This window comes from Myxococcus hansupus, assembly GCF_000280925.3.
In the GTDB taxonomy this organism is placed as follows: domain Bacteria; phylum Myxococcota; class Myxococcia; order Myxococcales; family Myxococcaceae; genus Myxococcus; species Myxococcus hansupus.
The window spans coordinates 6,902,783-6,915,977 of sequence record NZ_CP012109.1 but is presented as its reverse complement, the minus strand read 5'-3'; the positions used below and the strand labels follow the sequence as shown (position 1 = coordinate 6,915,977).

General features: G+C 67.2%; 13 protein-coding genes. 6 read left to right on the top strand and 7 right to left on the bottom strand.

The window, feature by feature from the left end; genetic code table 11:
* Positions 1 to 3 precede the first annotated feature (3 nt).
* Entirely contained in the window at positions 4 to 1,167 is a 1,164-nt protein-coding gene (locus tag A176_RS26970) for an alpha/beta fold hydrolase (RefSeq protein WP_044889377.1), read from the bottom strand.
* A 93-nt stretch (positions 1,168 to 1,260) separates the two neighbouring features.
* On the opposite strand from A176_RS26970, the gene pssA reads away from it, so the two are divergent.
* The 4 genes from pssA (at position 1,261) to A176_RS26950 (ending at position 5,588) form a co-directional block, all read left to right on the top strand.
* A complete protein-coding gene (gene pssA / locus A176_RS26965) occupies positions 1,261 to 2,124 on the top strand; it encodes a CDP-diacylglycerol--serine O-phosphatidyltransferase (RefSeq protein ID WP_002635505.1) in 864 nt (287 codons plus the stop codon).
* 111 nt (positions 2,125 to 2,235) lie between these two features.
* Positions 2,236 to 3,501: a CinA family nicotinamide mononucleotide deamidase-related protein gene (locus A176_RS26960; protein WP_002635506.1), complete on the top strand. Its 1,266-nt coding sequence runs from the start codon at positions 2,236 to 2,238 to the stop codon at positions 3,499 to 3,501.
* On the top strand, positions 3,498 to 5,024 hold the full coding sequence (locus A176_RS26955; RefSeq protein WP_044889378.1) for a hypothetical protein: 1,527 nt from the start codon (positions 3,498 to 3,500) through the stop codon (positions 5,022 to 5,024). The genes A176_RS26960 and A176_RS26955 overlap by 4 nt, the downstream gene beginning before the upstream one ends.
* A 57-nt stretch (positions 5,025 to 5,081) precedes the next feature.
* The gene (locus A176_RS26950; protein ID WP_002635509.1) at positions 5,082 to 5,588 is read left to right on the top strand and encodes a DUF1285 domain-containing protein; all 507 of its coding nucleotides are present in this window, start codon (positions 5,082 to 5,084) and stop codon (positions 5,586 to 5,588) included.
* Here A176_RS26950 and recA read toward each other — a convergent pair.
* On the bottom strand, positions 5,585 to 6,613 hold the full coding sequence (gene recA / locus A176_RS26945) for a recombinase RecA (protein WP_002635510.1): 1,029 nt from the start codon (positions 6,611 to 6,613) through the stop codon (positions 5,585 to 5,587). The two genes, A176_RS26950 and recA, sit on opposite strands and share 4 nt — an antisense overlap.
* A gap of 295 nt (positions 6,614 to 6,908) precedes the next feature.
* Here recA and A176_RS26940 point away from each other — a divergent pair, with 295 nt between their 5' ends.
* The gene (locus A176_RS26940) at positions 6,909 to 8,294 is read left to right on the top strand and encodes an NAD(P)/FAD-dependent oxidoreductase (RefSeq protein WP_044889380.1); all 1,386 of its coding nucleotides are present in this window, start codon (positions 6,909 to 6,911) and stop codon (positions 8,292 to 8,294) included.
* 16 nt (positions 8,295 to 8,310) lie between these two features.
* On the opposite strand, the gene A176_RS26935 is transcribed toward A176_RS26940, so the two are convergent.
* Positions 8,311 to 9,954, bottom strand: a complete 1,644-nt coding sequence (locus A176_RS26935) for a YifB family Mg chelatase-like AAA ATPase (protein WP_044889381.1) — start codon at positions 9,952 to 9,954, stop codon at positions 8,311 to 8,313.
* A 209-nt stretch (positions 9,955 to 10,163) separates the two neighbouring features.
* Here A176_RS26935 and A176_RS26930 point away from each other — a divergent pair, with 209 nt between their 5' ends.
* A complete protein-coding gene (locus A176_RS26930) occupies positions 10,164 to 10,826 on the top strand; it encodes a hypothetical protein (RefSeq protein WP_044889382.1) in 663 nt (220 codons plus the stop codon).
* On the opposite strand, the gene A176_RS26925 is transcribed toward A176_RS26930, so the two are convergent.
* From A176_RS26925 to A176_RS26910, 4 genes are all read right to left on the bottom strand, one after another.
* Positions 10,727 to 11,350, bottom strand: coding sequence for a DUF2378 family protein (locus A176_RS26925; RefSeq protein ID WP_044889383.1), 624 nt, complete (start codon positions 11,348 to 11,350; stop codon positions 10,727 to 10,729). The genes A176_RS26930 and A176_RS26925 overlap by 100 nt on opposite strands.
* Before the next feature lie 79 nt (positions 11,351 to 11,429).
* Entirely contained in the window at positions 11,430 to 11,924 is a 495-nt protein-coding gene (locus A176_RS26920; protein ID WP_002635514.1) for an ExbD/TolR family protein, read from the bottom strand.
* Entirely contained in the window at positions 11,924 to 12,340 is a 417-nt protein-coding gene (locus tag A176_RS26915; RefSeq protein WP_021781029.1) for an ExbD/TolR family protein, read from the bottom strand. Before A176_RS26915 ends, A176_RS26920 begins: the two co-directional genes overlap by 1 nt.
* A gap of 125 nt (positions 12,341 to 12,465) precedes the next feature.
* On the bottom strand, positions 12,466 to 13,152 hold the full coding sequence (locus A176_RS26910) for a MotA/TolQ/ExbB proton channel family protein (protein ID WP_002635515.1): 687 nt from the start codon (positions 13,150 to 13,152) through the stop codon (positions 12,466 to 12,468).
* Between the last annotated feature and the right edge of the window lie 43 nt (positions 13,153 to 13,195).

Sequence of the window (13,195 nt, the reverse complement as noted above, 5' to 3'; positions counted from 1 at the left end):
ACCTCAAGGCACGGAGCGTTCAGGCTCCCGAGGCTCCTCGTCCACCGGGTCTGGCGCGGGCTCGGTGATGGCCGTGAGGAGCGGCGAGGCATGCCGCTCCAGCCACTCGCGAATCACGGGGTAGACCTCCGTCGGCGCGCCAGTGCCGAAGATGAGGTCTCCGTGCCCGTAGTTCATCTTGTCGCCATGGTCGGTGCCGAAGATGTGCAGTGTCCGGTCCGTCGCGGTCGCGAGCGCGAACTGGGCCTCCACGTTGGCCGCGGTGGCCAGCCGGTCCGAGCTTCCGCCCATGATGAGCAACGGCATTTCGAGCCGTGCGATTCCAGCGCGCCAGTCTTTCGTTCGGTCGAAGGAGCGGAACGCATCGTGCTCAATCCAGTCCTGGAACTGGAGCAGCACCTTGCGACTCATCGACGACATCATGTTCGCGTAGACCTGCCGTTGGATGCGCGGGGGGATGTGCTCGGGATTCACGAGCAGGTCCGAAAGGGGCAGGGTGACGTAGCCCAGGAACGGCGCCATGCTGGCGCTCATCCACTCCTGCCGGAAGCGCGCGGGCCAGGCGGCGCGCACGCCCATGGAGATGAGCGTGCGCAGGAAGGCCTCCGACTTGAGGTGCACGGGGGCGCCCAATGCCAGCAGCCCCGCCAGCTTTCCGCCCAACTCCCCCTGCGCGACGGCGTAGCCCACGAGCCCGCCCAGCGAGTGACCCAGCCAGAACGCCTGCTTCGCGCCCGTCTCCTTCAGGGCCAGTTCGAGCAGCGCCGGACCGTCCTGGAGGATGTGGTCATCGATGGTGAAGTCCGTGTACCTCCGCCCCCGGGGCGGTTGGCGCGAGTGCCCGGTGCCGCGCCACTCCACGCTGAAGCAGTCGAAGCCGGCCTCGGCCAGGTAGTGCGCGACGGAATAAGGAGGCTCGAAGTCGAAGGTGAACCGGTTCGCCGCGAGCCCATGGCACAGCAGCACGGGCTCCTCGAAGCGGCGCACGGGAGCGCGGCGGACATGCACCACGAGCTCCCAGCCGTCCTTGCAGCGGGCGCGGAGCACCTGGGGCAGCTCCGTGCGGGGCCGGTACCAACGCCGCACGGCCGCGACCCATACGACGTTCCACAGTACGAGTGCGACCCCAGCGACCAGTACCCACACTGCCCACCGCGAAGCGTCCATGCGACCTCCTTTTCAAAAATAAAACCCTGCTAAGGTCGGTTCACCCGCCGTCCTGCCGCCGGGAAGTCACGGCCATCAGAGGAAGTCGAGGGAATGATGAAGTTGCGGAAACTGATGTTCGTGCTGCCGAATCTCTTTACCGTCACGTCCATTTTCTGCGGCTTCTACGCCATGACTTTGTGCACGGGGGACGCGGAACCCGTGCAGATGTACCAGGCCGCGTTGGCCATCTTCTTCGCCATGTTCTTCGACGGTTTCGACGGCCGGGTAGCGCGGCTGACGAAGACGCAGAGCGACTTCGGCGTGCAGCTCGACAGCCTGGCGGACGTCATCTCCTTCGGGGCCGCGCCTTCCCTCCTGGTGTACAAGTGGGCGCTCGAGCCCCTGGGGTTCGTGGGGCTCTTCATCGCGTTCTCGTTCGCCGCTTGCGGCGCGTTGCGGCTGGCGCGCTTCAACGTGCTGGCGGCGCGCAATCCCCATGGTGGCGGTGGCAGCTTCTTCGTCGGTCTGCCCATCCCCGTGGCGGCCGGCATGCTGGTGTCGGTCATCATCTCGCACCACGCGGCGACGCAGGGCGAGCCGCTGGCCGAGGGCGCCGTGGTGCCCATGGCGGTGGCCGTGGCGGGCCTGTCGCTGCTGATGGTGTCCACGGTCCGCTACCGGACCTTCAAGGACACGCGGCCCAACCGCAAGAGCGCGCTGGCCCTCATGCTGGTCGCGGTGGGCGGTACGGTGATTGCGACGCAGCTCCACCCAGCCTGGGTCCTGGTGGCGTGCTGTGGCGCCTACCTCGCGCTGGGGCTGCTGGAGTCCGCGGTGCTGGTCCGGAGCAGGCTGGTCGCCCGCAAGGTCGCCGCTCCGGGCGCGGTCGCGGTGGCGGCGGTCATCGACGACGAGGGCGAGGAAGAAGAAGAGTCCGAGCCCGGTCAAGGCTCCGACGGGCCCGCCTACCTCTGAGGCGGGGCGGGGTGCTCCCTGCCCGGTCCCCATCCGGACCGGGAGGCGCCGAGCCAGCTCCCCTCTTCGAGCCGTGCCGATGCGCCCAGCTACCGCTAGGATGCGCGGCCCATGCGCGTCGAGCTGCTGTGCACCGGGGACGAACTCGTCACCGGCCTCATTACGGACACGAACAGCACGTACCTGGAGGCCCGCCTCTTCGACCTTGGCATCAAGGTAGAGCGCGTGGTGCTGGTCGGGGATGTGCGAGCGGACATCACGCAGGCGCTGAAGGAAGCCGCTTCGCGCGCGGATGTCGTGGTGGTGTCGGGCGGCCTGGGCCCCACGGCGGATGACTTCACACTCGAGTGCGCCGCCGTGGCCGCGGGTGTCCCCTTGGCGGAAGACCCGCGAGTCCTTCAGTGGCTGCATGAACGCTACGCGGCGCGCGGGCTGTCCCCGAACCCCAGCGCCTTGCGCATGGCCCGCGTCCCCCAGGGGGCCGAGCCCTTGAAGAATCCCGAGGGCTCCGCGCCGCTCGTCCTGATGAAGCTGGGCGGGGCGCAGCTCTTCTTCCTGCCGGGTGTGCCCCGTGAGTTCCGCGCGCTCCTGGAAGGAGAGGTGCTGCCGCGCGTTCGCGCCGCCCTGGACGTGCAACCCGGCCGCACGTACCGCGCCTTCCGGCTGCTGCGCACGGTGGGGGTTCCAGAATCGGAGCTCGACCTGACGGTGGCCCCCATGGCGCCACGGCATCCTCGCGTCGTCTTCGGTTTCCGTACCCACGCCCCCGAAAATCACCTCAAGTTGATGTCGGAGGCGCCCTCCCAGTCGGAGGCCGACGCCGCGCTCGCCGCCGTGGAGCAGGAGTGCCGTCAGGTGCTGGGGCGGCGCGTCTTTGGCGCGGACGCGGAAGAGTATGCCGCCGTGCTGCTCGAGATGCTTCGTCAGGCCGGCGCGACGCTGGCGGTGGCGGAGAGCTGCACGGGAGGACTCATCGCCCAGCAACTCACGGCCGTCCCAGGTTCCAGCAGTGTCTTCATCGGCGGCGCGGTGGTGTACTCGGAGAAGATGAAGTCCGCCTGGGTGGGAGTCCCCACCGACGTCCTCGACCGGCACACGGCCGTGTCGCGTGAGACCGCCATCGCGATGGCGGACGGCGTGCGCACCGCCTGTGGCACGACCTACGGCCTGTCGGTGACAGGCTACGCGGGGCCCGGGGGCGGCACGCCCGAGGACCCGGTGGGCACCGTCTACTGCGGCCTGTCCGTGCCCGGTGCGCCTCCCCGCTGTGAGCGCATCTCCGTGAAGGGCGACCGCGACCGCGTGCGCCTGTTCGCCGCTTCCCACACGCTCGAAATGCTGCGGCAGCACCTGCTCGCCGCGAGTTCCCTGCCATGAGCCGTTCCAAGTCCAAGCGCCCCCGTTCATCTTCCACCGAGCCTGCCGCCGTCAGCCCGGTCGCCACGCAAGGGGTCAGCACGGCATCCACTATGTCCCTGCCTGTCGCGCCGGCCGCACCCACGTCCGCCCTGGAGCCCTCCGCTGGACAGGGGCACACGTCCTCCCCTGGACCCGAGCCCGTCCCCGCTCCGGGGCCATCGGGAAATGTGCCGCTCAGCGCCTTGCGCATGTGGCTGGCCGCCTACCGCGTGGAAGTGGTGCTGTTCCTCGTCGCCTTCGTGGTGCTGGCGAGCTTCAGTTCGCAGCGGTTCCTGCGGCAGAGCGCCGCGCCTCATTTCGTCTACCAGGCCCAGGCCTGGCTCGAAGGCCGGCTGGATGTGGACCCGCAGGTCCTGCCCAACATGGAGGACTGGGCCTGCGTTCGCGTGGTGGATGGCGACAAGGTCCGGTGTTCGGGTCGGCCGCTCCCCACGGACCGTTGGTTCGTGAGCTTCCCGTCCTTCCCCGCCGTGGCGATGCTGCCGTTCGTCGCGTTGCACGGCTATCAGTTCAACGACACCTCGTTTGGCGTCATCGTCGGCGCGCTGGCGGTGGCGCTCTTCTATTCGCTGCTGCGCTTCCTGGCGAAGGACGGAGAGACAGCGCGCAATCGCAACGAGAACATCGCCCTGGCGCTCATCCTCGCCTTCGGCACCTTGTTCTTCTACTGCGCCATCCGAGGCGAGGTCTGGTTCAGCGCCGAGGTCATGGGCGTGGCGCTCACCTGTCTCTATGTGCGCAACGCCGTTCGTGCGCGGCACCCTTTGCTCGCGGGCCTGTTCTTCTCCATGGCGACGCTCACCCGGACGCCCCTGGTCTTCACCGGGTTGTTCTTCGTCCTGGAGGCGCTGTGCCCGGGGCCAGAGTCCCGCCTCGCGCAGCTCAAGGCCCTGACGCGGAACTGGCAGCCCGCTGCAAGGAAGCTGGGGCTGTTCACCTTGGGCGCCTTGCCGTTCGCGGGGCTCGCGGCCGCCTACAACGTCTATCGCTACGGCCGGTTGAGTGAGTTCGGACACGCCTATCTCTTCAACAACCGCGTCAACGCGGACATCGACCGGACGGGCCTCTTCAATTGGGAGTACCTGGGACGGAACCTGGAGGCGGCCTTCTTCACGCTGCCCACGGTGTCGTTGTCGCCGTTGAAGCTCGCCTACGATCCGCACGGACTGACGCTGCTGCTGACGCTGCCGCTGCTCGTCTTCCTGCTGGTTCCGAAAACGCGGCCGCGCCTGCACTGGCCGGTGTGGCTCACGGTGGCCGTCTGCGCGTTGCCCGGACTCTTCTACCAGAACACCGGTTACATGCAGTTCGGGTTCCGCTTCAGCCTCGATTACACGCCCTACCTGTTGATGCTCTTCGCCTTGGGCGGCTGGTCCTTGCGCAACCGCGCGGTGCTGGCCGCGGTGTCGCTTGGCGTGTTGGTGAACTTCTGGGGAGCCGTGGCCTTCCGTGGCTACACGGAGCTTGTTCGGAACTGGTAGTCGCTTGGGCCTCACGGGCTTGAATCCTCCTGGCGCCACGCGCAGATAAGAGACGTCATGCAACCTCCCTCCGGACCGCCGCCTCCCGGCAAGCGCTGGCACACCCGCGAAGACAGCGGCATCCGCCTCGATGCCTCGCTGCGTTGGTGGCACGACGACGAGCCCATCCTTCACCCGAAGGTCATCGAGCTGTTCAACGCGTCGCTCGTCCTGGACGAAGCGGGCCGTTACCAGCTCCGCATCGGCAATGACTGGTGCTTCGTCCAGGTAGAGGGCGCGGCGTACGAGGTTCGGACCGTGGACGTCACGCCTGACGAACGGGTGTCGGTGCGACTGAGCGATCGCACCGCGGAGGCTTTGGACCCGTCGACGTTGCACCTGGATGCCGAGGGTGTCCTGTCCTGCCGTGTGAAGCAGGGCCGGGCCCGGGCACGCTTCTCGCGCGATGCCCAGTACCAGGTGGGGCAGCTTCTGGAAGAAGGGGAGGGCGGCACACTCCTGCTGTGTGCTGGCCAGCGCAAGGTCGCCGTCCCCGTCGCCCTGGACGCCCTGGCGGCGTCCTAGGCCGCGGCCTCCACCGGCACGGTGGCCGCGGCTGCAGCGGGCGCTCCCGTGAGTTCCTTGCCGAGCGACTCCAACACGTCCGGATGCTCGCGCAGCCACTCGGCGGCGCGCTCACGCCCCTGGCCGATGCGTTCCCCGCGCAGGCTGAAGTGGCTGCCCGATTTCTCGATGAGTCCTGCGGCCACGCCCAGGTCGAGCACCTCCCCCACCCGGTGGATGCCGCTGCCGTACATCAGGTCGAACTCTGCTTCCTGGAAGGGCGGGGCGACCTTGTTCTTCACCACCTTCACGCGGGCCTTGGAGCCCACCACGGCGTCGCCCTCCTTGATGTTGCCCGTGCGGCGAATCTCCATGCGCACGGACGAGTAGAACTTCAGGGCATTGCCACCCGTCGTGGTCTCCGGATTGCCGAACATCACGCCAATCTTCATTCGAATCTGATTGATGAAGATGATGCACGTGCCCGACCGGCTCACCGCGCCCGTGAGTTTGCGCAGCGCCTGGCTCATCAGCCGTGCCTGCACGCCCATGTGCGCATCGCCCATCTCACCTTCGATTTCAGCTCGCGGCACCAGGGCCGCCACCGAGTCGACGACGATGAGGTCCACCGCTCCCGAGCGCACGAGGTGTTCGGTGATCTCCAAGGCCTGCTCACCGGTATCCGGTTGCGACACGAGCAGCTCCTCCACGCGGACGCCCAGCTTCCGCGCGTAGGTCACGTCCAGGGCATGCTCCGCGTCGATGAACGCCGCCACGCCTCCCGCTGCCTGCACCTGGGCAATCGCGTGGAGCGTCAGCGTCGTCTTTCCCGATGACTCGTTGCCGAAAATCTCCACCACGCGTCCTCGCGGGTAGCCGCCCACGCCCAATGCCCGGTCCACCCCCACGGACCCCGACGGGATGACCGCCACCTTTTGCTCGCGCGAGTCTCCGCCCAGCGTCATCACCGAGCCCCGGCCGAACTGCTTCTCGATGCTCGCCACCGCCGCCGCCACCGCCTTCAGCTTCTCCGCCAGCTTGCTCATTGCGTCTGCCGCTCCCTCGCCGCCCTGCCTGGATTGAGTGCTGCGTCCCACCAGGAGAGGCGGGCGCAGTGAGCGGACGAGTGAGCAACGGCTGTGCCGTACGCCAGCCCCTCTAGCGCCCCAGCGTGAGCGTGTGAACAGGCGTCCAGATGCGTGGCTGTACGTCCCACGCGGTGGAGTGTGTGGACGTCGCTCCACGGGTCGCATGAGCTACACGCATGGGCGCCTGTTCTAAGGCGCATAGTGCTTGGCGCTTTGCGTTGAAGATGGCCGGCGCAGGCATGACCTTCCTGGCGTGAGCCCGAAATCAAAGCGCGAAGACCTGCCCCATGTGGTCATCCTCGGCGGTGGTTTTGCCGGCCTCTACGCCGCCCGCCACCTCTACAAGGCGCCTGTGCGCGTCACGTTGGTGGACCGGCAGAACCATCATCTGTTCCAGCCACTGCTCTACCAGGTGGCCACCGCGACGCTCAGCCCGAGCGAAATCGCCGCGCCGCTCCGAGCCTTGCTCGGCCGTCATCAGGTCGGCGTGGTGCTCGCGGAGGTGACGGGCGTGGACACCGCGGGCAAGCGGGTCCTGCTCTCGGATGGGGAGCTGAAATACGACTACCTCGTGGTCGCCACGGGCGCGACGCACTCGTACTTCGGCAACGACAAGTGGGCCGCCTTCGCTCCTGGATTGAAGTCCATCGAGGATGCGGTGCAGATTCGTCGCCGCATCCTGGTGGCGTTCGAATTGGCGGAGCGTGAACCGGACCCGGAGATCCGCCGCTCGCTGCTCAACTTCGTCATCATTGGCGCGGGCCCCACGGGTGTGGAACTCGCGGGCTCGTTGGCGGAAATCAGCCGCCACTCGCTTCCAGGAGACTTCCGCAACATCGACCCGAAACAGGCGCGCATCATCCTCATCGAGGGCGTCGACCGGGTGCTGCCCGCCTACCCCGACGACTTGTCGAGCAAGGCCCTCCGCACGTTGGAGAAGCTCGGGGTCGAGGTCAGGACAGGCGCCCGGGTGACCAACATCAACGAGGAAGGCGTCTTCATCGGAACCGAGTTCATTCCGGCGCGGACGGTGCTCTGGGCCGCGGGGGTCGCGGCGTCGCCGGTGGCGCGCTCGTTGGGCGTCGAACTCGACCGTGCCGGTCGGGTCCTCGTGACGCCCGAGCTGACGGTGCCGGGCCACGAGGACGTCTTCGTCGTCGGTGACCTGGCGTCGATCAACGACGCCGACGGCAAGCCCGTGCCTGGCCTCGCGCCCGCGGCGATGCAGGAAGGCAAACACGCCGCCCACAACATCCGTCGCCGGTTGCAGGGCAAGCCGATGGAGCCCTTCTCGTACTGGGACCGTGGCTCGTACGCCGTGATTGGCCGTGGGCACGCGGTCGGGATTGCGTTCCGTCGCTTCAAGCAGTCGGGCTTCACGGCCTGGATGGCCTGGCTGCTCATCCACATCACCTTCCTCATCGGCTTCCGGAGCCGGCTGGCCGTGCTGCTGGACTGGGCCTACTCGTACCTGACGTTCGGGAAGTCGGCGCGCATCATCACGGGGCCGGCGCCACGGTTGGACCGCCTGCGGCGGGCTCCGGCCCTCCCAGAGGGCGGCGAGAAAGCGTCGCTGCCCGAGTCTCACTACGCGGCCAAGGCTTCCGGCGCGGAACCTGTGACGCCCGCCAGGCACTGACGTGAGGGGGAGGCGTTCAGCCCTCGAAGTCCTCTAGTGGACTGGCCCGCCCCGAGGCGGCGAGGTTGCGCCAGGCGGCATCATCCTGCTGCGAAGCGGGGATGGGCCCCTGGCGCTTGCTTTGGAGCCAGTCTCGCCGGTCCAGCATTCGGCAGTTGATGGCGAGCTTCATATCGTCGTCCTCGATGCGGCCATGCCCTTCGAGGTCCGCCCGCGTCAATGCGAGCTTCATGATGCGGTCATGCGCCCGCGCCGACAGGCCGAACCGCTGCATCGCCAGTTGCAGCATCGCTCCCGCGCGCTCGCTCATCACGCAATGTCGGCGCAGCAGGTGCGCGGGCAACTGCGCGTTGCAGTGAACGCCCGGCTCATCCCGGTACCGGACGCGTTGGCGCTCGCGCGCGGCCTGCGCACGCTCGCGGTAGTACTGGCTGGGCGGCTCTTCGGCGGAGGAGCGGGCCATGTGGTGGTACTCCACCGGGCGGGTCTGCAGGCTGATGTCGATGCGGTCCAGCAGCGGACCACTGACGCGCGTGTGGTAGTCGAAGACGCGCTGTTCGCCGCAGGTGCAGGCGCGGTTCGGCACGTTGTAGTAGCCACACGGGCACGGGTTCATCGCCGCCACCAGCATCACCCGGCAGGGGTAGGAGATGTGCTGATTGGCTCGGGCCAGGTGGATGACGCCTTCCTCCATGGGCTGGCGCAGCACCTCGAGCACGTTTCGGCGGAACTCCGGAAGCTCGTCCAGGAACAGCACGCCGTTGTGCGCGAGGGATAGCTCCCCGGGGCGCGCTGAAGGCCCACCGCCCACCAGCCCCGCGTCGGAGAGCGTGTGGTGGGGCGCGCGGAAGGGCCGTTCCCGCATCAGCGAGTGACCTTCTCCCAGCAGTCCGAGGACCGAATAGACCTTCGTGACCTCCATCGCCTCCGCGAAGGTCATCTCCGGGAGGATTCCCGGCAGGCGCCGGGCCAGCATCGTCTTGCCGGAGCCGGGAGGCCCCGACATCAGGATGTTGTGGCCGCCCGCCGCCGCGATTTCCAATGCGAGCTTCAAATCGGCCTGTCCCCGGACGTCGGACATGTCAGGAGCCGTTGCTCCTGGGCCGGAGGTGGAAGGGACCTCGTCCCGAGCATAGGGGGTGATGCGGCGCGCACCCGTCAGGTGGTCCACCGCCTCTCTCAGGGTATGGACCGGAAAAACGTTCAGGCCCTCCACCAACGAGGCTTCCTCCGCGTTGACCGCGGGCACCATGACGCCCTCGAAGCCGTCACGGAGCGCAGCCACGGCGAGGGGAAGCACGCCCTTGATGGGACGGACGGCACCATCCAGTGACAGCTCGCCGCCAAAGAGGAGTCGCCCCAATGGTCCCTCATCCATCAGCTTTGCCGCCGCCAGGACGCCCAGCGCGATGGGGAGCTCGAAGGCAGCGCCCTCTTTTTTCAAGTCAGCGGGCGCCAGATTCACCGTGATGCGCTTCTGCGGCAGCTCGAAGCCCGTGTTCTTCAGCGCGGAGATGACGCGGACCTTCGACTCCCGGACCGCGCCCTCCGCTTGCCCGACGACACTGAAGTAGGGGAGGCCGAGCGCCATGTCGACCTCGCACTCCACCAGCACCACGTCGATGCCCATCAACGCCCCCGACCGCACCCTCGCCAGCATGTCCCGCCCTCCCGCCGTGTCGCTGGAGGTTGCTCAGCAATGGCTGTACCGGAGTCCACCCGAGGCGTAGGCCACTCGCCGCCAATCTCACGCGGCGGATGCCCGTCCTAGAGCGCGGAGATGGGATTCTAGCCCGGACATATTTGTGAACCCGGGGCTAGCCAGGGCCCTGACGACTCCAGTAGCGTTCTCCCACCTTGGGGGACACGATGGGGGCAAAGGTCGCAGTGGAATCGGGGGATGGCTATCAGCGCCGGCAGGTCCGCATTCGCAGAGCGGACATCAAGCGCGGCCAGCGGATGAAGCTGGCATTCGGAGTGTTCCGCTTCTGCCTCTACGGCATGGTGGGGCTCAGCTCCGAAATCTTCTTCTACAACCTGGTGCGGATTGCCCAGCACGTGCCGCTGCTGGAGGCGCTGTTCCGCTTCCAATGGCGCGTGGATGAGCGGCTGGGGCTCAACGCCATCTGGGATACCCCCATCGTCACCGCCTACGGGCAGTGTTCGCTGTGGATGTTCCTCATCTACGGCGTGGCGTGCTTCTGCTTCATCGAGCCGCTGTATCGCCGGATGCTGTACCAGCACGTCGGCTTGCGCGCGGCGGTGTACGGCGTGGTCATCCTGCTCTTCGAGGGCTTCACTGGCGTGGTGCTGGAGCGGCTCACCGGATACCGCATCTGGTTCTACGCGGATGAAGGCGCCATCCTCTGGCAGATGACGTCGCTCTACATCCTGCCCATCTGGATGGTGACCGGCCTGCTGGCTGAGTTCATCTACAGGGAGCTGATGGATCCCGACCTGCTGGCGGCCTTGGAGTCTCCGCTGCCCGCGACGCCCGAGGAGACCGAGGCTTCGTTCCAGTTGATTCGGTAGACGCAAGCGTGGCCGTCGTACCCGGACATCTCGATGAGGATGTCCTGGGCGCCGGCCACCCGCAGCCCCGCGTGGATGATGCCCGCGGTGAAGGCGGGGTAGGGGCCCACCTCGTTCATCCAGAGCTCGAACTGGGTGGGGCCGATTTCGCGCAGCTTGGACTCGGTGTAGTTGTTGCCAGCGCGGAAGTTCTGGGTGGCCCGCATCAGCGTGCGCCGCGGGCCCAGCACGCGCAGCAGCGACAGCACGGCGCGGCCCAGCATCGTCTCACGGAAGCCCTCGATGTAGGCCTCGCCCAGCTTCCCGGTTGCCTGCTCGAGGGGGAGCTGCGGGTAGAGCTCTTCCGAGGTGATGCGGAGGAACGTCATCCACGCATCGAACGCGTAGGCGGGCCGGAGCTTCTGGTCCACGTCGAGCCCCGCATGGCGCAGGCGCGCCTTGCACTCGGGCGTCAGGCGCCCGTGCAGTGCCCGCAGGTACAGGGCTTCGATGGTCTGCTCGAAAATGAGAAGCTCGTCGGCCATGAGAAGTGAACTCTAGCCGACGAGCTTCTCGATGTGAACCGCGTACCCACCCGGAGCGTAGGGTCCGGGTGGGGAACGGTCAGGGCGTCGGTGCCGGGGTCGGCGTGTCGACGGAGGTGCCTTGGATGATGGCGTTCTGCGGGAGCTCCGTCGCCATGCCGAGCACCTTCGCTCCGGCGGCCTTCGCGCCGTCCAGCGCGGTGATCAGCCGGCCGTAGTTGGTGGCGTCATCCGCCATGAAGAAGACGACCTTGTCGTCGGCCTTCTTCGCCGCCAGCATTCGCTTGAGTCGCGCGACGTAGTCGGCGGGAGGAATCTTCTCCGTGTTGATGGAGTAGCCGCCGTCCTTGTCGAGCTGCACCACGAGCTGCTGGTCGTTCGGGTCCGGAGGCGTGGGATCCTGCTCGACCTCGGTGTCCGGCACCCGCACCACGATGTCCTTCTCGAGGAGCGGGGTGACGACCATGAAGATGATGAGGAGCACCAGCACCACGTCCACCAGCGGCGTGACGTTGATCTCCGAGTTCGGCTGCGCCTGGGGCTTGACCCACTGCCGTTGCTTGCGTCCGGCCATTACTTCTTCTCCTCGACGCCCAGGGAGATCTGCTTGGCCTTGGACTTGCGAGCAATGTCCAACACCTTGCGCACGTCACCGACGCTGATCGCGTTGTCACCCTTGAGCAGGATCTTCTTGCCCGGGTCCTGCTGCATCTCCGCGGTGAGCTTCTCCTGGAGCCCCTGGTCATCCACCTGATCGTTCTCCACGAACACCTTCTTGTCCGGGGTGATGGAGAGGATGAGTGGGTCGGCTTCCTTGCCTTTTCCTTCCTTCTCGATCTCGGTGGCCTTCGGAAGCTCCACGGACTTGCCGCGCTGGAGCATCGGGGTGACGACCATGAAGATGATGAGGAGCACCAGCACCACGTCGACCAGCGGCGTGACGTTGATGTCGCTCTTGACGCCCCCCTTGGGGCCTGCTGACATTCCCATGTCTTTACCTGTTTCCTGGTAAGGAGGTGCCCGCCTTCACGGAGCGTCTCCAGCCCTCCGAAGAAGAGCTGGAGACGGGTTCACGGGAAGGGCATCGGGTCGTCCCCGGCCTCGCCCGTGACGGCTCAGGCCGCGTGCGAGGAGTGCGCGCCACCACCACCCATGTGGCGGGCAACAACGTCCAGGAACTCGTTGGACGACTCGGAGATGTCCACCGAGCGCGCGTCCACCCAGCCCTGCAGGAAGTTGTACGCCATCACGGCGGGGATGGCCACGAGCAGACCGAAGGCGGTGGTGATGAGCGCCTCGGCGATACCGGCCGAGATGGTGCCCAGACCGCCGGAGCCGGCCGCCGCCATCAACTGGAAGGCGTTGACGATACCCATCGTGGTTCCGAGCAGACCGACGAACGGCGCCGTGGAGCCGACCGTGGCCAGCAGGCCCAGGCCGCGCTTCATGCTCTGGACCTCGCGCTGAGCCTGGCGCTCGAGCGCACGGGCCACCGACTCCACCGCGACGTCCTTGTTGTTCGGGCTGATCCGGTACGCCGTCAGACCGGAGTTGATCACGCGTCCCAGGTGGCCCACGTCCTTGCCCAGGTTGGTGTTGGCGGCCGTGTTCAGGTCGCCCTTGGCCAGGATGGCACCCATCTTCGCGGCGAAGTTGCGGCTGTCAGACCGCGTCTTGCGGAAGACGATCATGCGCTCCGCCATCACGACCAGTGAGGCGATGGACATGATGCCCAGGGTGAAGATGATCATACGGGCGAAGAGGCCCGTGTGCTCCCAGATTTCTGCGAGAGTGAATTGCATGGTTGGGTTGAGCGCTCCTCCTCACGAGCGCGGGGTTGTCGGC

Bases quoted from the DNA above. Each gene is read 5' to 3' on its own strand.
- A176_RS26910 (WP_002635515.1), bottom strand. From the start codon at position 13,152: ATGCAATTCACTCTCGCAGAAATCTGGGAGCACACGGGCCTCTTCGCC.
- recA (WP_002635510.1), bottom strand. From the start codon at position 6,613: ATGAGCAAGCTGGCGGAGAAGCTGAAGGCGGTGGCGGCGGCGGTGGCG.
- A176_RS26960 (WP_002635506.1), top strand. From the start codon at position 2,236: ATGCGCGTCGAGCTGCTGTGCACCGGGGACGAACTCGTCACCGGCCTC.
- pssA (WP_002635505.1), top strand. From the start codon at position 1,261: ATGATGAAGTTGCGGAAACTGATGTTCGTGCTGCCGAATCTCTTTACC.
- A176_RS26915 (WP_021781029.1), bottom strand. From the start codon at position 12,340: ATGGGAATGTCAGCAGGCCCCAAGGGGGGCGTCAAGAGCGACATCAAC.
- A176_RS26920 (WP_002635514.1), bottom strand. From the start codon at position 11,924: ATGGCCGGACGCAAGCAACGGCAGTGGGTCAAGCCCCAGGCGCAGCCG.
- A176_RS26925 (WP_044889383.1), bottom strand. From the start codon at position 11,350: ATGGCCGACGAGCTTCTCATTTTCGAGCAGACCATCGAAGCCCTGTAC.
- A176_RS26970 (WP_044889377.1), bottom strand. From the start codon at position 1,167: ATGGACGCTTCGCGGTGGGCAGTGTGGGTACTGGTCGCTGGGGTCGCA.
- A176_RS26935 (WP_044889381.1), bottom strand. From the start codon at position 9,954: ATGCTGGCGAGGGTGCGGTCGGGGGCGTTGATGGGCATCGACGTGGTG.
- A176_RS26950 (WP_002635509.1), top strand. From the start codon at position 5,082: ATGCAACCTCCCTCCGGACCGCCGCCTCCCGGCAAGCGCTGGCACACC.
- A176_RS26930 (WP_044889382.1), top strand. From the start codon at position 10,164: ATGGGGGCAAAGGTCGCAGTGGAATCGGGGGATGGCTATCAGCGCCGG.
- A176_RS26955 (WP_044889378.1), top strand. From the start codon at position 3,498: ATGAGCCGTTCCAAGTCCAAGCGCCCCCGTTCATCTTCCACCGAGCCT.